7 protein-coding genes are annotated in these 24,677 nt (G+C 63.1%); 3 read left to right on the top strand and 4 right to left on the bottom strand.

Going from position 1 to position 24,677, the window contains the following annotated elements:
- Positions 1–77: 77 nt before the first annotated feature.
- The 4 genes from glgB to ABQU90_RS10765 all read right to left on the bottom strand — a co-directional run bounded on the left by glgB (position 78) and on the right by ABQU90_RS10765 (position 9,641).
- Positions 78–2,261 (bottom strand): 1,4-alpha-glucan branching protein GlgB, encoded by a 2,184-nt coding sequence (glgB, locus tag ABQU90_RS10780; RefSeq protein ID WP_323520949.1) that lies wholly within the window; start codon positions 2,259–2,261, stop codon positions 78–80.
- An 11-nt stretch (positions 2,262–2,272) separates the two neighbouring features.
- Positions 2,273–5,623, bottom strand: a complete 3,351-nt coding sequence (gene treS, locus ABQU90_RS10775; RefSeq protein WP_323520948.1) for a maltose alpha-D-glucosyltransferase — start codon at positions 5,621–5,623, stop codon at positions 2,273–2,275.
- Positions 5,620–8,733 (bottom strand): maltotransferase domain-containing protein, encoded by a 3,114-nt coding sequence (locus tag ABQU90_RS10770; RefSeq protein WP_323520947.1) that lies wholly within the window; start codon positions 8,731–8,733, stop codon positions 5,620–5,622. Before ABQU90_RS10770 ends, treS begins: the two co-directional genes overlap by 4 nt.
- 728 nt (positions 8,734–9,461) lie before the next feature.
- The gene (locus ABQU90_RS10765; protein WP_323520946.1) at positions 9,462–9,641 is read right to left on the bottom strand and encodes a hypothetical protein; all 180 of its coding nucleotides are present in this window, start codon (positions 9,639–9,641) and stop codon (positions 9,462–9,464) included.
- Between the two features lie 6 nt (positions 9,642–9,647).
- On the opposite strand from ABQU90_RS10765, the gene ABQU90_RS10760 reads away from it, so the two are divergent.
- Genes ABQU90_RS10760 through ABQU90_RS10750 form a run of 3 tightly spaced genes read left to right on the top strand, consistent with a single transcriptional unit; the run spans position 9,648 to position 24,676 of the window.
- On the top strand, positions 9,648–11,390 hold the full coding sequence (locus ABQU90_RS10760) for a ShlB/FhaC/HecB family hemolysin secretion/activation protein (protein ID WP_323520945.1): 1,743 nt from the start codon (positions 9,648–9,650) through the stop codon (positions 11,388–11,390).
- Positions 11,391–11,412: 22 nt separating this feature from the next.
- Complete coding sequence (locus tag ABQU90_RS10755; protein WP_323520944.1) at positions 11,413–24,087, top strand: hemagglutinin repeat-containing protein; 12,675 nt, start codon at positions 11,413–11,415, stop codon at positions 24,085–24,087.
- Positions 24,074–24,676 (top strand): hypothetical protein, encoded by a 603-nt coding sequence (locus ABQU90_RS10750; protein ID WP_323520943.1) that lies wholly within the window; start codon positions 24,074–24,076, stop codon positions 24,674–24,676. The genes ABQU90_RS10755 and ABQU90_RS10750 overlap by 14 nt, the downstream gene beginning before the upstream one ends.
- Position 24,677 lies beyond the last annotated feature (1 nt).

Below are 24,677 nucleotides of genomic sequence, written 5' to 3'. Positions count from 1 at the left end.
CCTCCCCGGGCGGCATGAGGCGCGAATTTAGCAGGTGCTCCATCGCCGGACCAGTCGTCCGGCGATGGGCGGGTGCATCACCCGTGCGGCGTGAGCACGATGACGCCCAGCGGCGGCAACAGCAGCGGCAACGACTGGGCGTGGCCGTGCATGGATTGCTGCTCGGCGGTCACGCTGCCACCGTTGCCCAGGTTGGCACCGCCATAGATGCCGGCATCGCTGTTGAACACTTCGCGCCATTGGCCGCCCTGCGGTACGCCGATGCGATACCCGTGCTGCACCACCGGGGTGAAGTTGATCACCACCAAGACCGGCGCATCGCCGCGTTTGCCCTTGCGCAGGAACGCGAGCACGCTGTTGGCCGCGTCATCGCCGACGACCCAGGCAAACCCGGATGGATCGTCGTCGTATGCGTGCAATGCCGGGTATTGCACATACAGCCGATTCAAATCGCGCACCAGTGTTTGCACACCGCGATGGCGCGGGTCGTCGAGCAAGTGCCACGGAATGCCGCCGTCGTGATTCCATTCGGTGGGCTGGCCGAACTCGCAGCCCATGAACAGCAACTTGCGCCCGGGGTGGGTGAACATGAAACCCAGATACGCACGCAGATTGGCAAACCGCTGCCAGTCGTCGCCCGGCATGCGGCCCAGCAACGAGCCCTTGCCGTGCACCACTTCGTCGTGCGAGATCGGCAACACGAAGCGCTCCGAATACGCATAGACCATGCTGAAAGTCAGCTCGCCGTGGTGGTAGCGGCGGTAGATCGGGTCCAGCCCCGCGTAATGCAGGGTATCGTGCATCCAGCCCATGTTCCACTTGTAGTGAAAGCCCAGGCCGCCATGCGCGACATCGGCGGTGACGCCGGGAAACGCGGTGGATTCTTCGGCAATCATCACCGCACCCGGGGTGTGCTCGCGCACCACGTCGTTGAGCCGGCGCAGGAACGCGATGGTTTCGTAATTCTCGCGTCCGCCATGGATATTGGGCACCCACTCGCCGGCATTGCGGCTGTAGTCGCGATACAGCATCGACGCCACCGCATCCACGCGCAGCCCGTCGACGTGGAAGCGCTGCAGGAACTCCAGCGCGCTGGCGATCAGAAACCCGGACACCTCGCGGCGGCCGTGGTTGTAGATCAGCGTATTCCAGTCGCGATGGAAGCCTTCGCGCGGGTCGGCGTGTTCGTACAGCGCGGTGCCGTCGAAATGCGCCAGGCCGTGCGCGTCGGTGGGAAAGTGCGCCGGCACCCAATCGACGATGACGCCGATGCCTTCGCGGTGGCAGCGATCGACAAAGCGCGCAAAGCCATCGGGCGAGCCAAAGCGCGCGGTCGGTGCGAACAAGCCCAAGGGTTGATAGCCCCATGAGCCGCCGAACGGATGCTCGGTCACCGGCATCAATTCGACGTGGGTGAAACCCATGTCGGCCACATACGGGATCAGCCGGTCGGCCAGACCATCCCAGTCCAGGTCCACGCCTTCTTCGCGCAGCCAGGAGCCGGCATGGATCTCGTAGACGCTCATCGGCGCGTCGTGCGCCTGGCGGCGCGCACGCGTAGCCATCCAGCCGTCGTCGCTCCACTGGTGCGGCGTAGGGTCGGCCACGATCGAGGCGGTGCCGGGTGCAAGCTCGGCGCGACGCGCGACCGGATCGGCCTTGGCCGGCAGCTCGTGCCCATGCGGGCCACGTAGCTGATATTTGTAATGCGCGCCGGGGCCGACATCGGGCACGAACAGCTCCCATACGCCGGACTGGTGACGCAGCCGCATCGGGTGACGGCGCGCGTCCCAGCTATTGAAGTCGCCCACCACCGCCACGCGCGAGGCATTGGGCGCCCACACCGCAAAGCGCGTGCCGCGCACGCCGTCTACCTCGACCACGTTCGCGCCCAGCGCATCGGCCAATTGCAGGTGGTGGCCTTCGCTGATCAGATGCAGGTCGAAGTCGCTGAGCTGCGGCCCGAACGCGTACGGGTCGGCCGTCTCCTGCTCGCCCCCGGGCCAGCCGATACGCAGCCGATACGCACCTTGTGCGGGCAACTCACCGGCAAACAGGCCGGCTTCCGGGCCGGCCTCCAAGGCAATCGTCTGCCCGTCGTCGAGCACGGCGCTGACATGGCTGGCGCCCGGCAGGTAGGTGCGCAGCAAGCGCCCTGCGTCGGTCGGGTGCACGCCCAACACGGCGAACGCATCTCCGTGTCGCGCTTCGGCCAGGGCGCGTACCACGCCGGGGTCCCATCGATTGGTCACTGCTGTCATCCCTCCACTCATCATGTGTCTCCTGCACCGGCGCGTGCGCGTTGCAGGATGCGTCGCAAGCCTTCAATCGGCACCATCAACCAGCCCGGGCGATTGGCTGCTTCGTAACGCACTTCGTAACAGGCCTTCTCCACCAGGAACAACAAGGTGGCTGCGTTGAACGCCGCCGGCGCAATCCACGGATGGGCGCTGGCGTCGAGCACGGCATGGTAAGCGTCCAGGAAGGCCTGCGTGGAGCGGCGGCGGAACTGCGCCAGGAATTCATCCAGGTGCGTGTCCACACCGACGCCTGCGCGTGCGGCGGTGCCTTCTTCGCCGCGTGCCGAAACCTCGCTGGCGTAATCGAGCGAGCGCAGGAAACCGGCCACATCGCGCAACGGGCTGGCCTTGGCGCGACGCTCGGCCAGCGGCTTGGCCGGCTCGCCTTCGAAGTCGATCAACACCACATCATCGAAGGCCACCAGGATCTGGCCCAGGTGGAAATCGCCATGCACGCGAGTTAACAGCGAATCGGCCAGCACGCTCGGCGCCTTGGCCAGCAAGCTGTCCAGCTGCGGGCGCTCGGCGAGTACCGCTTCCAGTGCCTCGCGCTCGGTCGCGTCCTCGCTCCCCGACAAGCGCGCGTTGACCATCTCCCACATCTCTTCGACCTGGCGCGCCACACCGGCCACCACATCGTTGGCCGTCGGCAGATCGATCCGCTGCGGTGCGAAGTCCGCATCGTCGGTGGCGCGCGACAAGGCCTCGTGCAACTCGGCCAGGCGCTTGCCAACCACAGCCGCAAACGCGTCGTAGCCAGCAATGGCCTCGGCGCGCGACTCGTCGGTTTGCGCGGTGGCGTATTCGTCGAAGCTGCGCGCCAGATGGTCCAGCGTCCAGCGCCAGGCATCGCCCTGGTTGCGGATAAAGCCCTGCAGCAGCGCAATGGTGGTGATGGTGCCCTGCCCGTCGACGCGGCTGACGCTGCCCAGCAGCGGCGCTGCATTGGCGTAGCCCAGCTCGGTCAGGCGGCGGCCGATTTCGATTTCCGGGTTCGCACCGATTGCCACATGCCGCAATAGCTTGAACACCGCCTTGTCGGCGACCACCAGCGAGCTGTTGCTCTGTTCGGCCGACAACCAACGGATGTCCGGATCAGCGGGGATCTCCAGCTTGGCCAGCACCGGCGTCGCTTCGAAGCGCACCTGGCCTTGCTGCGAAGGATCGTCGCCATCGCAGAAGTCCAGCGTCGCATTGGTCCGCAAGGCATCGATCACACCGCGCACCATCGGCTTGAGCGCAAACGCATCGGTGAGATAGCCCACCTCGCGCCCTTGCCGCACGCGCGCCAGAGCCAGCTGTTCGGCCAGAGTGCTGGGTTGGTCGCGCTCCCACACGATGCCGATCGGCAGCATGTACGAGGCGTGGTGGCCGTCTTCCAGCTCCACGTCCAGCTCCAGCAAACTCATTGGCTCATCGCCCGGCAATGGCGTGCGGCGCGAGATGCGCACGCTGCGCAGCGCCTGATCCTTGGCCGAGAACCAGCGCCGCGCCGACAGCCACGCCGGCAGGATTTCACCTTCCAGGGTGGGCAGATGCGGCAGCAGCGCGTTGCTTTCGTCGGTGTCGCTGCGCAGCACCAGGGTGCGGTAGTCGGGCAACGGTACCGGGCTGGGCACATGCCAATCGGGCAAGGTGCCTTCGCTGACCAGCTGAAACGCGTAGAAGCCGAACGGCGGCACCGTGAGCAGATAAGTCAGCCGGCCGATTGGCGGGAAGCTGCCTCCGCCGATGATGTCCACCGGCACGCGGCCTTCGAACTCGGACAGATCCAGTTCCACCGCCTGCAATGTGTGCGACAGGTTGGCCACGCACAGCACGGTTTCGTCCTGATAGCAGCGCAGATACGCCAGCATGCGGCGATTGCCCGGATACAAAAAGCGCAGCACGCCTCGGCCGAACGCCTGGTAGCGCTTGCGCACGCTGAGGATGCGGCGGGTCCAGGTCAGCAGCGAATGCTGGTCGCGGATCTGCGCTTCCACATTCACCGCCTGAAAGCCGTACAGCGGGTCCATCACCGGCGGCAGCACCAGCTGTGCCGGGTCGGCGCGCGAGAAACCGCCATTGCGGTCGACCGACCATTGCATCGGGGTGCGCACGCCATCGCGGTCACCCAGATGGATGTTGTCGCCCATGCCGATCTCATCGCCGTAATACAGCACCGGCGTGCCCGGCATGGTCAGCAACAAGGAGGTCATCAATTCGATACGGCGGCGGTCGCGCTCAAGCAGCGGCGCCAGGCGGCGACGGATGCCCAGATTGATGCGTGCGCGACGGTCCGAGGCGTAGGTCTGCCACAGATAATCGCGCTCCGAATCGGTGACCATTTCCAGCGTCAACTCATCGTGGTTGCGCAGGAAGATCGCCCACTGGCAGCTCTCCGGAATCTCCGGGGTCTGCCGCATGATGTCGGTGATGGGGAAGCGGTCTTCGCGCGCGATCGCCATGTACATGCGCGGCATCAGCGGGAAGTGGAACGCCATATGGCATTCGTCGGCGTTCTGGCCGAAGTATTGCTGAGTGTCTTCCGGCCACATATTGGCTTCGGCCAGCAGCATGCGGTCCGGGTATTCGGCATCCAGGGTGGCGCGGATCTTGCGCAGGATGGCGTGGGTCTCGGGGAGATTTTCGTTGGAGGTACCGGAGCGCTCGATCAGGTACGGCACCGCGTCCAGGCGCAGGCCATCCACACCGCGATCCAGCCAGAAGCGCATCACTTCCAGCACCGCTTCTAGCACCGCGGGGTTGTCGAAATTCAGGTCTGGTTGATGCGAATAGAACCGATGCCAGAAGTATTGGCCGGCCACCGGGTCCCAGGTCCAGTTGGACTTTTCGGTGTCGCAAAAAATGATGCGCGTCCCTTCGTACTCCTGATCGGTATCCGACCACACGTAGAAGTCGCGCTCCGGCGAGCCGGCCGGCGCGTTGCGTGCACGTTGGAACCACGCATGCTGATCGGAGGTGTGGTTGATCACCAGCTCGGTGACCACACGGATGCCGCGCGCATGCGCCTGCGCCACCAGCTGTTCGAAGTCGGCGATGGTGCCGTAGTCCGGATGCACCGCCATGTACTCGGCGATGTCGTAACCGTCGTCGCGGCGCGGGCTCGGGTAGAACGGCAGCAACCAGATGGTGTCCACGCCGAGTTCGGCGATGTAATCCAGCTTGGAAATCAGTCCCGGAAAATCGCCGATGCCATCGTCGTTGGAGTCGAAGAACGACTTGACGTGCACCTGATAGATAATCGCGTCCTTGTACCAAAGCTGATCTGCGATCACCGCCGATTGTTCTGCGTCGGCCTGTAAAGCGGGAACTGCATTCATGCGACCTCTCCTGCGCGGATGCGCCATAACGCGAACGGTCGCGCTGCCTCTACACGGATGTGCTGGTGTTTGCCTTGCCACTCGAACCGATGCCCGTCCCACAGATCTTCCACCGCAACGGTGGCGTGATCGGGCAAGCCAAGTTCCCACAACGGGATTTCGATATCCGCCTCCTGGCCGGCATGCGGGTCCAGGTTGATCGCCACCAGCACCATGCTGCGGCTACGGGACAGATACCCGGCATCCAGGAACTTGCCGAAATACAGCACCTGGTCGTTATGCGCCTGATAGAAGCGCGTCCCCAGATGCGATTGCAGTTCCGGATGCATGCGGCGCAGCTGGTTGAAACGGGTGATCTCATCGACGATGTCGCCGGGCGCGCGCTCGGGCCACGCACGCAACTGGAATTTCTCCGAGTCCAGATACTCTTCCTTGCCCGGTGCCAGCGGCGTGGCCTCGCACAGTTCGAAGCCCTGGTACATGCCCCACAACCCGGACAACGTCGTCGCCAATGCAGCGCGGATCAGATGCCCGTTGCGCCCGCTGGCCTGCAGGAACAGCGGATTGATGTCCGGCGTATTGACGAAGAAGTGCGGGCGGAAGCACTCGCGCGGCACGCCTTCGTTCAACTCTTCCACATAGTCCTGCAGTTCGTGCTTGTGGTTGCGCCAGGTGAAATAGGTATACGACTGCGAGAAGCCGCACTTGGCCAAGCGGTACATCATCTTCGGCCGGGTAAAGGCTTCGGACAGGAACACCACGTCGGGACGACGCCCGCGCACATCGGCAATCAACCACTCCCAGAACGGGAACGGCTTGGTGTGCGGGTTGTCCACCCGAAACAGCGTGACGCCTTCATTGACCCAGAACAGCACTGCGTCGCGCAGCGTGTTCCACAAGTCCGGCACCGCGCCGCTGGCGTAGAAATCGACGTTGACGATGTCCTGGTATTTCTTCGGCGGATTTTCCGCATACGGGATGGAACCGTCCGCGCGCCAGGTGAACCAGTCCTTGTGATCGCGTAGCCACGGATGGTCCGGCGCACACTGGATCGCAAAATCCAGCGCCACTTCCAGACCATGCGCACGCGCGGCCTGGATCAATCGACGGAAACCCTCCAGCCCACCGAGCTCGGCATGCACCTCGGTGTGGCCACCGTCGGTGGCGCCGATCGCGTACGGGCTGCCCGGCTCGCCATCGACGGCGGTGACCGAGTTGTTGCGCCCCTTGCGGTTCTTCGCCCCGATCGGGTGGATCGGCGGCATGTACAGCACATCGAAGTGCATCGCGCGGATATGCGCCAGGCGTTCGATCACATCGTCAAAGGTGCCGTGCCGCGCCACATCGCCGCTTTGCGAGCGCGGGAACAGCTCGTACCAGCTGGCAAAGTGCGCCGCGCGACGTTCCGATTCCACCCGGTAGGTCACCGGCGTCTCGGAGCGGAACGGCTTGTCGTCGGCCAGTGCCATCGCCTGCGCTGTATCCGGCTCCAGCACGATGGCCAGCTGCTGCAGCGGCTCGCTCTGCGCACCGATGCGGGTGAGCAGGGCCTGCAAACGCTCGGCCAACGCACCGGTGCTGCGTGCATGCGCGGCCTGCACCACGGCCACCGCTTCCTGCACGTCTACCGGCAACACCGTGTTGGCCGCGCGCTTCTTTTCCAGATCCGCATGCAAGGTGGCGAAGACATCGCGCCAGCCTTCCACACGGAATTCGTAGGTGCCGATGCGCTCCAGCGGGAACTCCGCGCGCCACCGGTCGTTGCCCAGCGCACGCATCGGCGCGCTGGACCAGGTCTTGGCATCGGCCGGCCGCCACAGCACCGCCACCGCGATGCGGTCGTGCCCGTCGCAGAACGCATCAGCTTCCACACAGATGCGGTCGCCCACCGTGCGTTTGACCGGGAAGCGGCCGTTATCGACCGAGGGCGTCACCGATTCGATGCACACCCGCGGCCAGGCAGCTGCGGTCTGCGCACGCGGCCGCATGCGCGGCACCGCCAGCACATGGCGTGCCGGCACGCTGCGGTATACGCGCACCTCGCCCGGTTCCAATGCGTCGAGCGTTGCGCCGGACAAGGTGCGGCCATCCTCGACCACCAACGCCTCGGCATCGCCAAGCAGCCGCAACAGATCCGATGCCGGCACCGGCACCACATGCCGCGTATCGCCATTGATCAATAACAAGGCGGGTAAACCGCCCAACGGCTCGACCGCAACCGCGGTCAGGCCGGTGGATTCGCGGAGCAGCGGGCGCAGCCGCATGCCGGCATTGCTGGTCGGCAACCCATCGGCCGCGCGAATCGACTGCGGCAAGGCATCCAGCTGCGCATCGTCCAGCAACCAGGCGCCACCCAGGGCCAGCGCCAGCTGCCAGTGCTGCTCGGGCGATGCCGCACGCTTGCCATCGGGCGCATCGAGCACAGCAATGACCTGCGATGCCAGCGCACGCAGCGCAGTGTCTTCATCGAAGAACCAACTGCCGCGCCCGTCCCACCACGCCAGCGACGAAAACGCCGCATCGAAGCCGGCACCGGACAACTGCTGCAAGGCTTCCAGACCCAACCCGGGCGTCCACGCCGCAAACACCACCTCCGGCGCCTGCGCATGCACGCGCGCGATCAACTCGCGCCAGCGCTGCACCGGCACCTGTTGCGGCTGCAATAGCCGGAAACCGCCAACGCCCTGCCCGACCCACTCCAGCAAGCGCGCACTCCACCACTCCACCAGCGCCGCACCTTCCTGCGCATAAGCAAAGCGCGCCTCGGCCACCTCCGGCGTGGCGCGCGGCTGGCGCGGGTCCGGCACCGCCGTGCTGCGCGCACGAAACCACTGCGGGTTGTCACGCACCACCGCGCTGGCGCCACCGATTTCATCCAGGCGCACATCGATCAACAGCTTCACGCCCGCGCGGTGCGCCGCCTGCGCCGCCTCGCGCAGATGGCCGTCGTGGGCATCGGCACCAGCCGCCGGCTCGATCAACCGACCTTCCGCATCGCGCGCGAAAGGCGCCGCCATCACCACGTAGTCGCAGCCCGCCTCGCGGGCCGCACTGCAGCGCTGCTCCAGCCCGGCAGATGAAGACGTCTCATTGAGAACACAGATCCGCATGACGCCTCCTCAGCAGACCACGGCGCGCGAACGCACCGTGACGATTGGGGACATATCGCACGCGTCATGTCGCCACGCCGCAGCGACTCGCGGAGGAAGCGCCGGTCCAACACCCGCCTGGATCACGCCTTGCCGCCCCGACCCCTGCCAGCGCGACGCCCGACCGACCCTGCTACCTGTGACTGCACTCATGCGCAACTCCGCAACGATTCTTGACCCATGCAGTCAAACACTCCCACTGCGAATTTCATGTGTCGGTCGAATTGACGAAAATCAAACAAGCGCGGCGGTGAGGGTGAGATGGCACGAGAACACGCCGTGGTGGAGGTCGGGTGCATCGCTGACGGTGGTGCAAGACAACCTGTAGGCATAGACAGGCTGGTTGACGTGTCATCTGCGCGACAACATCCACCGCGACATTTGATTCACATCGATGCCGTGTGGGTGTCGTCTTGGCTTGCTGGTAACCCCGGTCATGCAGTCGAGGCGATGAAGCGCTGACGCGCTGCCGCTACCGATGCAAGTCAAAGCAAGATCAAATCACATGCAACGAAACTAAAAATGATGGCTAACACGATCAGACATTCGAGCGGATCAGCCTGAATATCTAACCGACAACAGCAATTAACCTGCAGTCGCCGGAACTCATGAGTTCACGCGTTCGATTTAAAGAAATAAATTCCGATATTTCTTTTTATAAATTTAATAAATGGATATTCTGATAAAAATCAATTTGCTGAAAAAACGGCCAAATCGCTAATTTCAATAGCGAAATTTGTTTCTCCTCGTATCACGATCTGCGATAGAAGGTCAGGATTTTTCCTACAGGCAAGCTCTTCCGTTTGCATTAAAATCTCGTTAGGGGCGGCGCGGAAGCGCCGGTAGTCGTTATCGAGTCGGGCGGTCATCTGCACATGGATTCAGGCAAAAAAGGAACGGCACGCATGCGTGCCACGTGGTGTATTGCGCTTTTTGCGGGCACGGCAGCCCAGGTCTCTGCGCAACAGATCGTCGATCCCGCCGCGCAGGAGTTGTTGCGGCAGCAGGAGCGCGAGCGCGTTCTGCGCGAGCAACAGGAGGCGCGGCCGGATGTTCGCCTGAAACGCGCCCCGGACGATGGCGTCGAGCGTCTTCCAACCAATGAATCGCCGTGCTTTCGGATCGAGCGCATCGTGCTCGATGGGCAGGCTGCAGATGAATTCCGTTGGTCATTGAAAGCTGCCAACCCTCGGCAAGACCCCGCAATTGGTCGTTGCCTGGGCACCGACGGCATCAACCTGGTAATGAAACGTGTGCAGAACGCGGTCATTGCACGCGGCTATGTGACCACGCGCGTGCTAGCCGCGCCGCAGGATCTCACCGGCGGCACCCTGACGTTGTCGCTGGTCCCCGGGCGTGTGCATACCGCCCGCTTCAGCGACCCGGCATCCGCACGTGCAGCGATCGCCAATGCTGTGCCTGCACGTCGCGGCGATCTGCTCAATCTGCGCGACATCGAGCAGGGACTGGAGAACTTTCAGCGTGTGCCGACCGTGGTTGCCGACATCCAGATCGCTCCTGCCGAAGGTCAGGGAACCGGCCCGGGAGAGAGCGACCTGGCCATTGCGTGGCAACAGCGGTCACGTGTGCGCACCAGCCTGAGCCTGGACGACGCCGGCAGCGACGCCACCGGCAAACTGCAGGCAAACGGAACACTGTCGCTCGACAATCCCCTGGGCCTCAACGAGTTGTTCTACGTCAGCCTCGGCAAGGGCGTGTTCAATGGTGCCGGCAAAGACACCGATAGCTGGACGGTGCACTACGACGTTCCCTACGACTACTGGCTGTTTGGCGTCACCGCCAGCGCATACGACTACAGCCAGGCAGTGGCCGGCGCGATCGAGACTTATGATTACAGCGGGCGCAGTCGCACTGCCGAAGCGCGCATCGATCGCCTGCTATTTCGCAATGCCACGATCAAATTCGGGGCGTATGGGCGTGGCTGGTGGCGACAGTCCACCAGCGCCATCGACGACACCGAAATCGAAGTGCAACGGCGGCGCACCGCCGGCTGGGAAGTTGGCCTGAACCACCGCCAGTTCCTTGGCAAAGTCACCCTGGATGCAAGCGTTGCGTATCGACGCGGCACCGGTGCGTTCGATGCATTGCGCGCTCCGGAAGAACTTGCACGCGCATTCGACCCGTCGATTCCGCTCGAAGGCACCTCGCGCATGAAACTCATCATCGCCGATGCCCAGCTGACGGTGCCGTTCCAACTTGGCTCTCAACGTCTGCGTTACAGCGCCTCCTGGCGTGCGCAGTGGAACCGCACCCCACTGGCGCCGCAGGACCGCTTTGCGATCGGTGGGCGCTTCACCGTGCGCGGGTTCGATGGCGAATTGACGCTCAGCGGCGACCGTGGCTGGTCGCTACGCAATGACCTCAGCCTGGCACTCGGTGGCGGGCTAGAAACGTATCTGGGCGCCGATTACGGCCACATCGGTGGGCAATCCGCGCGCTTTCAGAGCGGCGACCATCTGGCCGGCATGAGCCTGGGCCTGCGCGGAGGATGGCAACACGTCTCCGTGGACGGGTTCGTCGGCGCCCCGTTGGAAAAACCCGCGAACTTCCCGACTGACTACACCACGTTCGGCTTCAGCCTGTCCTGGCGCTACTAAACATTCCACAAGGATTAGTGACATGAATCGCGTCTACCGTCTGGTCTTCAATCGCGCGCTGCGCGTGTGGCAAGTGGCATCCGAGTTGGTCCGTGCACCGGGTGGCAGCACGGGTGTTGCCGCTACGCGCGCGCACAGGCTCACGATGGAGCCACTGCAGTTTGCGATGTTGTGCGCGCTCGGCTTGGTCGGTGTCATCGACCTTGCTCAGGCACAGTCGGCTGGCCGTATCGTGGCCGATCCAGCCGCGCCAGGTGGCGAGCGCCCGACGGTCCTGACCGCTCCCAATGGCGTGCCGATGGTCAACATCACCACGCCGTCGGCCGCAGGCGTGTCGCGCAATCGCTATTCGCAGTTCGACGTTGGCCGCGAAGGCGCCATCCTCAACAATGCCCGGGGACAGACACAGACCCAAATGGGCGGCTGGGTGCAGGGCAACCCGTGGTTGGCCACCGGCAGCGCCAGGGTGATTCTCAATGAGGTCAACGGGCCGGCAAGCCGGCTCAATGGCTACGTGGAAGTCGCCGGGCCTCGCGCAGAAGTGATCATTGCCAATCCGTCCGGCATCCAGGTCGACGGTGGCGGGTTCCTCAACGCCAGCCGGGTGACGCTGACTACCGGCACACCCATCCTCTCCGGCGGGGCGCTGGAAGGCTACCGTGTGACCGGCGGCGCTATCCATGTGGGCGGTGCGGGCCTGGACACCAGCGGCGCGGATTACACCGATCTGATCACCCGCTCGCTGCAGGTCAATGCCGGCATCTGGGCAAATCAGTTGCAGGCGAGCCTGGGCAACAACGTGGTCAGTGCCGACCAGGCACGCATCGCGCCGCAGGCCGCCACCGGTCAGGCACCCACCTTCGCACTGGACGTCGGCGCGCTGGGCGGCATGTTTGCCAACAAGATCTGGCTGGTCGGCAACGAACGCGGCGTCGGCGTGCGCAATGCCGGCAACATCGGCGCGCAAGCCGGCGAACTGGTCGTCACGGTAGATGGCCGGCTGGAAAACACCGGTGCCTTGCAATCGCGGCAAGACACGCGCATCACCGCAACTGGCGGTATCGCCAATGCCGGCACGCTGAGCGCCACGCGCGAATTGCGCGCGTCCACAGTGGCCGATCTGGACAACAGCGGTGGCGTGCTCAATGCGCAACGGCTGCAGATCGATGCGGCTGCATTACGTAACCAGAACGGCACTATCGAGCAGACCGGCGTGCAGGCACTGGCATTGAATGCCGGCAGTGTGCGTAACCGTGCCGATGGCAGCATCGGCGCAATCGCCGCCGTCGCGCCAAGCGACGGTGCAACGCCCGGCACCGGTGGCGACAACGGCGACAACGGCGGCAACGGCAACAACGGCAGCACCGACGGTGGAAACGGCGGTACACCGCCTCCCGTCAGCGTGCCGACGCCTGGCATCGTGACGCTTGCCGCAGGCGCGCTGACCGTCTCCGGCCTGATGGACAACGATGGTGGCCGCATCAACGGCGGCGGCTCGGTGTCGCTGTCGGCTGCAAATGGGCTGGACAACAGTGGCGGGCGGTTGGGCGTGTCCGCACTCAGCGCACGCGGCGACCTGAGCAATCGCGCCGGTACGCTCGCCGTCTATGGCGATGCCGATCTGCAGCTTGGCGCCTTGGTCAACGACCAGGGCCGCCTCACGGTGGCCAATACACTCGGCCTGGACACACAGGCGCTGAGCAACCGAGGCGGTGAACTGCGTCATGCCGGCGGTGCGGCGAGCGCCTGGCAGGTGCGCGGGCTGCTGGATAACCAGGGCGGTGTAATTTCCAGTAATGCGGCAGCGCTACAACTCAGCGCACAGGCATTGGTCAATGCGCAGGGCCGCATCGAACACGCCGGAACGCAAGGTCTGACATTGTCGGCGCAGGACTGGTCCGGTGCCGGCGGCAGCATCGCCACACCGGGCGCGCTCACCTGGCGCGCAGGTGCGGTGGATCACCGCAATGCCACGGTGAGCACCACACAGCTCGACCTGCAGGCAACCAGCGTCGATAACCGTGGTGGCGCGCTGCTCTCGACCGGCATTCAACCGGCGACGTTGCAAGTACGCGACCGCCTCGACAACGGCGATGGCGGCACCATTGCCAGCAATGGCGATCTGCGTCTTCGCGCTGGCACGTTGGGCAACGCGGGTGGCCAGATTCAGCAGGCCGGTAGCGGCATGCTGACCATCGATACCACCGCACTCGAGGGCCGCGCAGGACGCCTGATCAGCAACGGTGGGCTGGCGATCAATGGCGGGCGCATCGATCTTACGCAAGGCGTCACGTCCGCCCAGCAGATTGGCATCGCTGCGGACACGCTCAGTAACGCGGGCGGCCGTCTGACATCGCTGGGCGATCAAGCGCTGCGACTGACCGTGCGCGACAGCCTGGACAATCGCGATGGCAATCTTGCCAGCAATGCAGGCATCAACATCGTTGCAGGCTCCGTCGATAACCAGCGTGGCGCGATCCTGGCGGCAGGCAGCGAACAGGCCGCCCTGGTCGTGGGCGGCACATTGGACAACAGCGCCGGAACGATTTCCGGCAATGGCGCGGTGCAGCTGCAAGCCGGCAGCGTGATCAATCGCGGCGGCACGGTCGTTGCAGCCAATGGCGCTGCATTGCAGGTCACTGCAAGCAATCTGCTGGACAACAGCCAGGGCGGCCGCCTCGCCGCCAGTGGCAACCTCACCGCACGTGCGTCCACGCTGGACAACCGTGGCGGCGCCATCGAACACGCCGGTACCGGCACCTTGAACGTCGACGCCGATACGCTCCAGGGCGCAGGCGGTAAATTGCTCAGCCTGGGAACGCTGCAGCTGGACGGCGGCGACCTCGCTCTTGGCGCCGGCAGCACCACCCAGGCCGAGCGCATCGTTGTCGATGCCGGCAACCTCAGCACCGCAGGCGGCCAGCTGAGTGCGACCGGTACCGATGCGTTGCGCCTCACCCTGACCGGTGCGCTCAACAACGATGGCGGCGCTATCGCCGGCAACGGCGCGTTCGCCGTGCAGGCAGCGGCGCTGTCCAACCGCGGCGGAACCCTGGTGGCCGCTGGAAGCGCCGGCGGCCGTCTCGACATCAGCGGGCAACTGGACAATGCAAACGGCCGCATTGCCAGCAACGGCAGCACCCTGCACATCGGTGCAGATCGGCTGATCAATCAGGACGGAACGCTCAGCCACTCCGGCACCGGTGGTCTGGAGATCGCTGTCACACGGCTGGACGGCAGCAAGGGCACCATCGTGACCGGCGGCGCGCTGTCGGTGGCAGCAACCGCGATCGATCACCGTGACGCAGCCATCGGCGCAGACAGCGTGGAGCTGCAGGCACAGACCCTGGACAACCGCGGCGGACGCATCGTCGCCAGTGGCAGCACCGCGAGCACTCTCCGCGCCACTGTAGTGAACAATGCCGGCGGCACCGTTGCAGGCAATGGCGACCTGTCGCTGACCAGCGATGTGCTGGACAACACACGAGGCACGATCCAGCACGCAGGTAGCGGCCAACTGCAGATCGATGCACAGACACTTGCCGGCAACGCGGGCAAGCTGATCAGCAACGGTAGCTTGCACGTGACCGGCCAGAGCACCGATCTACGCAATGCCACCACCTCTGCACGCACCATTGCAGTGGACACCGGCAACCTCACCACCGCAGGCGGCCAACTGTCGGCAAGCGGCGACCAGCAGCTGCGGCTGAGCGTTGGCAACACGCTCGACAACACCGGCGGCACCATCGGCGGCAACGGTGTGCTGGCAATCGGCGCACAGACGCTCATCAATACCCAGGGGATGCTGCAGGCCGCAGGTACCGGGCAGTCCACGCTGAACATCGACCAGGCCTTGCACAACCAGCGGGGCAAGATCCTGCTGGCCGGTGATGGGCGCGTCGCCGCTGCAAGCATCGACAACCAGGCCGGTACCTTGCACGCAGCAGGCGGCGTGTTGCGGGTGGACGTGGAGGGACTACTCGACAATCGCAGCCAGGGCGTGGTGTCCAGTACAGCTCAACTCGTCCTGGATGCCGGCACCCTCGATAACGCGACCGGCAACGTCGTCGCCGGTACCGACCTCACGCTCGTCACCGATAACGCCATCGGCAACAACGGCGGCGCCATCCAGGCGACCAACGCACTGCGCCTGGAAGCTGCCGGTCTTTCCAACCGCGCCGGCAACATCATTGGTGGCAGCGCGGTGGTCGATACGCGGGCGCAGCTGCTGGACAACGTCGGCGGCACCATCGGCAGCCAGGTCGGCACGCTGGAGATTCGCAGCGGCGCACTCAAAAACGCCGGTGGTCGACTGCAGTCGCAAGCAGCCTTGTTGCTGCAAACCAATGGCCAAGCGATTACCAATACCGGCTCCGGCAGCAATGGCGGCATTCTCGCCAGCGGCCGTCTGCAGGTAGATGGCGGTGCATTGGATAACCGTGGCGGTGCGGTGTTTGCGCAAGGCGATGCACGCCTGACGGTCGCCAGCGTCGATAACAGCGCCGCCGGGGCCTTGAGCGCCGCAGGCAATTTCGCGCTCACCAGCACGAGCATGAATAACGTCGGCGGCCGACTGCAGGCGGGGCAGAACGTCGACCTGACCTTGAACGGTGCGCTCGACAACCAAGCGGGCCTGGTCGCTGCAGGCAACGTACTGACCTTGCATGCGTCCACCGTGGATAACCGCAACACGCGCGGCACCGGCGCACTGGGTCTGCAGGCTGGGCAGTTGCAGCTGCAGGCGCAATCGCTGGACAACCGCCAAGGACAAGTCATCACCGACGCTGCAGGCAACCTGCAACTGACGTCATCGCTCAACAATGCAGGCGGCCAGATTTCCTCTGGCGGCAGCCTGGACATGCGTGCCGATGCAGTCGCCAACAGCGCCGGCCTGCTGCGGTCGGACGGTAACCAGAGCGTGACCGCACGCAACCTCAGCGGCGACGGGCAACTGCAGTCGCAGAGCAATCTCACCCTCAGCTTGCGCGAAGGCCTGACCAACACCGGCGAGATGAGCGCCAACGGCACCCTGGCCATCCAGACCGATGGAGACTTGTCCAATCAAGGCATCCTGCGTGCAGGCAATCTCGACCTGGCTGCGCGCAACGTCGACAACGCCGCCAATGGCGAGATCAGCAGCCAGGGCATCACGCACATCAAGAGCGGCGGCCAGCTGGTCAACCGCGGGCTGATCGATGGCGCGGTGACCCACCTGGAAGCTGCTACGGTGGACAACGTCGGCACCGGACGCGTGTATGGCGACCACGTCGCAATCGCCGCCGGTCTGCTGCAGAACCGTGCCGAAACCATTGCCGGCGTCAGCCGCGTGGCCACGGTGGCCGCACGCGAGCGCCTGGACCTGGGCGTGGGTCAACTGACCAATACCGATCGTGGCCTGATCTATAGCGATGGCGATGCCGCCATTGGCGGCAGCCTGGATGGCAATCGCCTGGCCACCGGCGTGGCACGGCAGATCGACAACCTGGGCTCTGTGATCGACGTAGCCGGCGATCTCGATCTGCAAGCGACCATAGTCAACAATATTCGCCAGAACGTGGTGGTGACTCAAACCACCACCACGCTGGCGCCGGTGCGCCTGGATCAGCCGACCTGGCGCAACAACGGCGAGAACGACACTTCCAATATTCGTTCGACCAGCAATTACGCGGCCCTCGAGATCTACTATCTCAGTCCTGACGATATTCTTGAGGACACGCCCTACACCACCCCGGATGGCTACCAGGTGCGGCGTGCGGTCATTCGCGTCACGCCACAAACCAGCGCTTATTTCTTCGCACGCGGCGGCATGTATCAAGCCACGGGCGAGCGATCGCGCCTGAATTCGCAATCGGGCACGCTGACCATCTACTACACCGGCCGCCAGGACAACCAGGTCAATCCGGACCAGGTGACCGCGGGCGCGGACGACCCGTTCCGCGAGCTGTCGCAGATCCAGCCCGGCTCGCCCGCGTTTCGCTATAACAGCGACACCTTGCAGTACTCCAACGCCTACGGCACCTGCACCACCAATTGCGTGCAGCTATGGGCGCAGTTCGCCTACACCGATCCCGATCAGATCCTGATGAATCCGCAGGGCACCGGTGGCGGCAGGCTCAATGACAACGAGCGTTATCGCATGGCCACCCGTACCGTGGTCGAAGATGTATTGCAGCCGGGTGCAGGACCAGAGGCGGTCATCCAGGCCGGCGGCACCCTGCGGATCGGCACCGATGCGTTACGCAACGAATACGCACGCATCGCCGCTGGCGGCGATCTGGCGATCACCGGGCTGACGCAGACCGCCAGTATCACCAACCTCGCTTACACCCTGTTCCGCACACATAGCTTCAGCAACGTCACCACCGCCTACAACGGCACCACCCGGAGCTGGAGCAATCCCTCCATCTCCGAGCAGATTGGCCAGATCGGGAGCCAGCTCACCAGCGGCGGCACGCTGAGCATCGATGTCGGCGATGTGAGCAACCTCAACCAGGGTCGCGACGCACCCAACGTGCGCGATGGCGCAGCAGTTGCCAACCTCAATATTCGCGGGTCGCAAGCAGCGCCCACCGGCACCGGCATGGGTGGCATTGCCGGCCCGGGTGGCGTGGCGACAAATGCCGCCGACCGCGCGCTGGCGGCGGCAACGCAGACCGCAGGACAGAGCGGCGCCGGCAACGTCGGCGGCGTCGGGAGCAGCGGCCCGGTGACGGGCGCACGTGTGGTCGATGCGGCCGGCGGCTCGCCGGACCGTATCGCAATGGGCACGCCCAATACCCGCGCACCCAGCGGCAGCCTGTTCACGCTCAGGCCCGCCAGCGGCAACTACCTGGTCGAAACCGACCCGCAGTTCGCCGATTACCGCAGCTGGCTGGGCTCGGACTATCTGCTCAATCAGATGGGGTATTCCGCCGATGCGGTGCAAAAGCGCCTGGGCGATGGCTTCTACGAGCAAAAGCTGGTGCGCGAGCAGATTGGCCAACTCACTGGCCGGCGTTTTCTGGAAGGCTACAAGAGCGACGAAGCCCAGTACCAGGCATTGCTGGATGCCGGCGCCACCGTCGGCAAGGCCTGGAACCTACGTCCGGGCGTAGCACTGACCGACGCGCAGATGGCCCAGCTCACCAGCGACATCGTCTGGTTGGTAGAGCAGACCGTCACCCTGCCCGATGGCAGCACCACCACCGCGCTCGTACCGCAGGTGTACTTGCGGTTGCGCCCCGGCGACCTCGATGCCGGCGGCGCGCTGCTAGCCGGTGCCAACGTCGACGTCACCCTGGCCGGTGGCCTGAAAAACACCGGCACCATTGCCGGCCGTCAGCTGGTGTCCATCGATGCCGGCCGCATCGAGCACCTGGGCGGCAGCATCAGCGGCGACCAGGTGGGGCTGCGCTCGGCCAGCGACATCCGCATCGAAGGCGCCAGCGTCAGTGCAGTGGATGCGCTGAGCGTGCAGGCGGTCGGCGACATCACCGTTGCCTCCACCGTGGAAACACTCAGCGGCGGCGGCTATCACCAGTACACCACCACCCAACTTGAGCGTGTGGCCGGCCTGTATGTCACCGGCACCAACGGCAACGGCGTGTTGTCGGTGGTGGCAGGCCGCGACGTCAACCTGCAGGCCGCGCAGATTCGCAACGCCGGCACCGACGGCGTCACCCAACTGGTGGCAGGCAACAACCTCAACCTCAGCACGCAGACGCTCTCCAACACCACCGACACCACCGCCAACGGCCGCAACTTCCAGCGCAGCAGCGAGACCACCCACCTCGGCACAACCGTGCAGGGCGCGGGCAGTGTGGTGCTGGCGGCCGGTAACGATCTCACTCTCACCGCCGCGCAAGTCGGCGCCGGCAAGACCCTGGCTCTGCAGGCCGGGCGCGACATCAACAGCGTCGCGGCGGTGGACAGCAGTTCCAGCGATCGCAGCACGGTCACCAAGAGCAACTCGCTGGCCACCTCGACCTACGACGAAACCGTGCGCGGCACCCAGCTCGGTGCCGGCGGCGATATCGTCATGCAGGCCGGCCGCGACCTCACCCTGGCCTCCACCGCAGCGGCCAGCCAGACCGGCGGCATCGCGCTTGCGGCCGGCAACGACATCAAGCTACTCGCCACGCAGGAGCAGCATGATGCGGTGGTGGATAAGGAAACGCGCAAGAAGAGCACCTTCTCCAACGAAAAGACCACCACCCACGACGAGTGGCACGACAGTTTTGCCGTCGGTTCATCGCTCAGCGGCAAGTCCGTCAACATGGTGGCCGGCAACGACCTTGCCGTGGTGGGTTCGACAGTGCTCGCGCAGGACAACGTGCGTCTGGCGGCAGGCAACAATGTCACCATCGAGTCGGCGCAGGACACCAGCAGCGAAGCGCACAGCGTTCGCCAGAAGAAGTCCGGTTTGACCGGCAGCTCTGGTGGTGGCGTAGCGAGCGTCGGCTATTCGAAGTCCAGCAGCGACAGCCAGCAGTCCACACGCTCGGTCACCCAAGTTGCCTCTTCGGTCGGTTCAACGGACGGCAATCTCGTCATCAGCGCGGGCAACCAACTGACCATTGCCGCCTCGGACATCGGTGCCGGCAAGGACCTGACGCTGGCAGCCAAGGACATCGCCCTGCTGGCACGCCAGGACACGGTCGAGTCGCAATCCAGTCAGTCGAGTAAATCCAGCGGATTCTCGGTGGGCGTGACCTACGACCCGGGTGCCTCGTACCGCAGCGCACGCGATTCGACCACCAAGAACATGGTCGATACCGGCTCGACCATGAGCAAGATCAGTCGTGATGCCGAAGGTGCAGCGGCCGGCACCATGGCCGCCATCACCCCGGTGGTGATCCAGGCCAGCAGCCACCGCTCCAATGCATCGCAAAACGAGAGCACCAGCGACGCGCGCGTCAGCCAGTTGGCGGCCGGCGGCAACCTGACTCTGCTCGCCAGTGATGGCTCGATCACCAGCCAGGGCACGCAAATGTCTGCGGAGGGCAATGCGCTGCTGCTCGCCAGCAAGGACATCGTGTTCGATGTCGCGCACAACACCCAGTCCAGTGGTAACGCCAGTAACGGCAAGGGCTGGGGCTTCAACAATGCCGCCGGCTTGCCGTACGGCAACTACAACCAGCAAGGCACCGGCAACGGGCAGACCGACACCATCACCGGCACGCAATTGTCGGTGGGCGGCAATGCCAGCCTGACCACTACTCAAAGCGACATCACCCTGACGGCGAGCAACATTGCCGCGCAGGGCAATGTGAGCCTGCGCGCAGCGGGCGATCTGACCATCCAAAGTGGCCAGGACATCCTGGGCAATACCAATCAGTCCACCAGCAAGGGCATCGGCACGGTGGTCATTTCCGACACCGAGCGCTTTGCCGGCTACAACAAGAAGAACCACTTCGACGACAACGCCCAGGTCGCGCAGGTGGCCAGCACTGTCGGCAGCCTGGGCGGCAATGTGAGCCTGACCGCTGGCGGTACGTACACCCAGTCGGCCAGCAACGTGGTCGCGGCCAAGGACGTGGACATCACCGCAGCCTCGATCCAGCTGCTGACCGCCAACCAGAGCAGCTCCGCCTCGCAGAAGGACGACGACCTGAAGATCGGCGCGTTCGCGCGCATCAAATCCCCGCTGATCGATCTGATCAACAATGTGGACGATGCGCGTCAATCGGATGGACGGCTCAGTACCATGCAGAACATGGCCGCTGCGGCCAATGCCTATCAAAGCGTCAAGGCCGCCAAGAGCGGCACGATCCTGAGCATCGAGGCCGGCGTCGGCTTTGCCACCAGCGAAAGCAGCTTCAATAGCAATAGTCAGACATCGCTTGGCTCCACCATCACCGGTGGCGGCAATGTCAGCCTGAAAACCACCGAAGGCGACCTGCATATCGTGCAGGGCAACCTCAAAGCCGGCGGCACGCTGAGCCTGGATTCGGCGCGGGACCTGGTGTTGGAAGCAGGCCAATCTGTTGGCTCCGAGCAAAGCAAGGGCAGCAATGCCGGCTTCGAAGTCGGGGTCGGTGCGCAGATCGGTGCGCAAACCGGTGTGTATGCCTATGTGCAGGCCAGCGCCGGTAGCCACAACTCGAACGCGCAAAGCACGACCTGGGAAAACACCCAGCTAGCGGGCAAGAACGTCGTGCTGACCTCCAAGGGCGACACGACGCTGCGCGGTGCCGTGGTGACGGCGGATCGGATCGATGCGAATGTCGGCGGGGACCTGACGATCGAGTCGCTGCAAGACGTGTCTCACGTACAGTCCAAGGAGAGCAGCGTTGGCGGCCGTGTCCAGGTCTCTTTCGGCACCGCATGGGATGCCAGTGGCTATGCGAACGCTGCCAAGGCGAACGGCAATTACCTGGGCGTGGGCCAGCAGTCGGGTCTGTTCGCGGGCGATGGCGGCTATCACGTCACCGCCGGCAACGTGAATCTGATCGGTGGTGCGATCACCAGCACCAATGCCAACAACAGCGAGCTGACGGCCGATTCACTGACCTTCACCGATCTGAAGAATCGGATGGACTACAGCACCGCGTCGGCGACGATCAGCGGTGGCATCGGAAGCACAGGCGAAGGCGCGACCGATGCCGACGGCAATCCCACCCAGCCGAGCGCGGGCGATCAGTTCAGGAATATCGGCCACAACATCGTCAACGGTAACTACGGTGAGGCGAACTACAGCAGCTTCAATCCCGGCATTCCGGTCATGCAGAGCGGCAGCGACACCACGCTGACCCGCGCGACGCTGACCGAAGGCAACATCAAGATCGGCGGCAAGACCACCACGGCAGCAGCGACCGGTATCAACACCGATGCCAGCGCTGCCCATGAAGCGGTAGCGGCGCTGCCGGACGTGCGCAAGATCCTGGGTGAGCAGCAGGCATTGGCGGCGGCGACCGGCACAGTGATGACCACCGCCAAGGAGATTGGCGATGACATTGCTGCCGCAGCAGAACGCAAGGCCGGTCAGGCGGCGAATGATTACATCAGCCAATTGAAAGGCGATGACGCCACGCAATTTGCTGGGTTGAGCGCTGCCGATCAGCAAAAAGTGCTGTTGCAGAACAGTTCCGACTATCGTGCCGCCTACGAATCCAAGCAGCAGTGGGGCACTGGTGGCGACTACAGCCGTGCACTGCAAGCGGTCACCACCGTCGTGGTGGGCGGCGTCTCCGGCCAAGGCGCCGGCCAGGTCGCCAGCAACGCATTGGCACCGTACGCGGCGCAGCTGATCGGCAGGACCTTCGACCAGAACCATGGCAGCAATCCAAACGTCGCATTGCAGTTGGTGTCGCATGCGGTGCTTGGCGCAGTACTTGCCGAGGTAAACGGCGCATCCATGACAGGCGGCGCGTTGGCAGGGGCCGGTGGTGAGTTGGCGGCAAAGTACTTGACCCAAACCCTGTACGGCGATGATCCCCGTGCCATCGACCCGGTAACCGGTAAGTTCAATCCGAACCTGCTGCCGGAACAGGACAAGCAGATGCTGGTGGCTCTGTCGCAGGCGGTTGGGGCGATTGCTGGTGGATTAGCTGGTGGCGATTTACGGAACGCAGCGTTAGGGGCAGCCATTGCGGGCAATGCGGTTGAAAATAATCGAATGCTGGCCGACGTAGAAGTTAACAGAATCAAGACGCTCGCAAATGGAGATTCACAGAAAGAAGCTCGCCTTACCATTGCAGCCTGTGCATTGGTGAAATGCTCTGCTCAATATGCGGAGGGTAGCGAAGAAAAGAAATTCTGGGCTGCTGTTGAAGAAAAAGGCACAACATCTGAATATGCTCAGGAGCGCATTCTTCTAGAAAGCCAAACAGATAAGAACTATGGCAGTCTTTTAGCATCAAAGACAGGAAGAGCGCCAACTCAGAATATTTTTGATTACGGCTTCTCAGACTATGTGGCGGATGGTGCTACCAAGTTGGATAATGAAAATGGAAATCCATTTGCCCGTCTCGGAGGCTTACTGCAGGCAACCGGCGGCATTACTGCGATTGCGTCAGGTAGCGCAGGGTGTTTGGAAACTGGCGCATCTTGCTTGCTCGTTCCTTGGGGCATAGATCAGACGATAGCTGGTACAAGGACGATCGCTACTGGCGAATGGACTCCTACGCTCGGAGGCATGCTCCTTAGCAAGGCAGGACTACCCACTCCATATGCAGAAGCACTTTATTCATTAGTAGGAATTGCACCCCTCGGAGTTAGTCACCTTCCCGTAAAAAAAATAGGTAGTGCTACTGCTGCCATTGACTCTGCAGACGATCTGCGCCAACTCAATTCAACAAAATATTTTAGAGTTGAAGGCGGCGGTTCAGGGAATGCCACTAGCCAGCAAAGAGTCACGGCAAATCCTGATGGCAGTATTACAATCAATCCCGGCTGCATAGGTCAACTTTGCGTGAGCGTTGGCAACAGCGATCATGCAGTTTACTATCTCACCCAAAAGCGACCTGACGGATCAGTTGTGGTCTTTGAAGTTGACAATTTTCTCCATGAGAGAATAATGAAAGAAGTTGTGCCCCAAAAGCCCATTCCTGGGGTTCCAAGAGATCAGTCAGCTCCGAAGTTAGTTGATCCGAGTAAACCCGGCACTGCGCTAGAGCTGCCAAGGATGTGGGAGCCATTACTTGAAAAGCACTCCAGCAGGGCGCGCATTTATTCACAGTCTGAATTTTTGAAGGAATTTGGAAATGATTCTAAATGACGAAGTGTGCGAAAAATTATGGGATGGAACTCTGAGCATTTGCTTCTTTGTCTCAGACGGACAATTCCTTTGGGTTTTAGATGGAAAGGAGAATTTTTCTCTAGATGGCGAGAAGGATTACAAGGCATACTTGGGCCGAGGATATATAACGAATGATCAATATGAAGCTGCATGTAGAGATTTTCGCGGAGGTGCATTAAAGCTAAATTCAAGTAATTTTCATCAGTACTTGAATAACAGCTCCGCAAAAATCGTCCCAATAGAAGAACTAAGGAAATTTTTCCTCAGCTCTTGCATAGAAACAGATATTCTACTTGACAAAGTGGAGGGGTATTATTTATTTGGCGATGAAATTTCCCCTGAAATTTATTTAAAAATAAACCACCTTGCGTCTAAGCTGCCAAATTTTTATATAAATTTTGACCGGCGCGTTTATATGCATTTAGACGGAGTGCGGCTTCACGAAGATCTGGCGTATGACGATTGGTCATCAAAGAATGGGGATTTTAGCTTTCTTATTCCTGATAATCAGAGGTATTGGATGAAAAACTCCAGGGATTACTGGAAAATAAAGTCATTCTCCTGCTAGT

The organism is Xanthomonas sp. WHRI 10207 (assembly GCF_040202975.1).
In the GTDB taxonomy this organism is placed as follows: Bacteria; Pseudomonadota; Gammaproteobacteria; order Xanthomonadales; family Xanthomonadaceae; genus Xanthomonas.
Note: the sequence above shows the minus strand (reverse complement) of the source record. Positions and strands in the feature narration are given on the sequence as shown.

Bases quoted from the DNA above. Each gene is read 5' to 3' on its own strand.
- ABQU90_RS10750 (WP_323520943.1), top strand. From the start codon at position 24,074: ATGATTCTAAATGACGAAGTGTGCGAAAAATTATGGGATGGAACTCTG.
- ABQU90_RS10760 (WP_323520945.1), top strand. From the start codon at position 9,648: ATGGATTCAGGCAAAAAAGGAACGGCACGCATGCGTGCCACGTGGTGT.
- ABQU90_RS10765 (WP_323520946.1), bottom strand. From the start codon at position 9,641: ATGACCGCCCGACTCGATAACGACTACCGGCGCTTCCGCGCCGCCCCT.
- treS (WP_323520948.1), bottom strand. From the start codon at position 5,623: ATGAATGCAGTTCCCGCTTTACAGGCCGACGCAGAACAATCGGCGGTG.
- ABQU90_RS10755 (WP_323520944.1), top strand. From the start codon at position 11,413: ATGAATCGCGTCTACCGTCTGGTCTTCAATCGCGCGCTGCGCGTGTGG.
- glgB (WP_323520949.1), bottom strand. From the start codon at position 2,261: ATGACAGCAGTGACCAATCGATGGGACCCCGGCGTGGTACGCGCCCTG.
- ABQU90_RS10770 (WP_323520947.1), bottom strand. From the start codon at position 8,733: ATGCGGATCTGTGTTCTCAATGAGACGTCTTCATCTGCCGGGCTGGAG.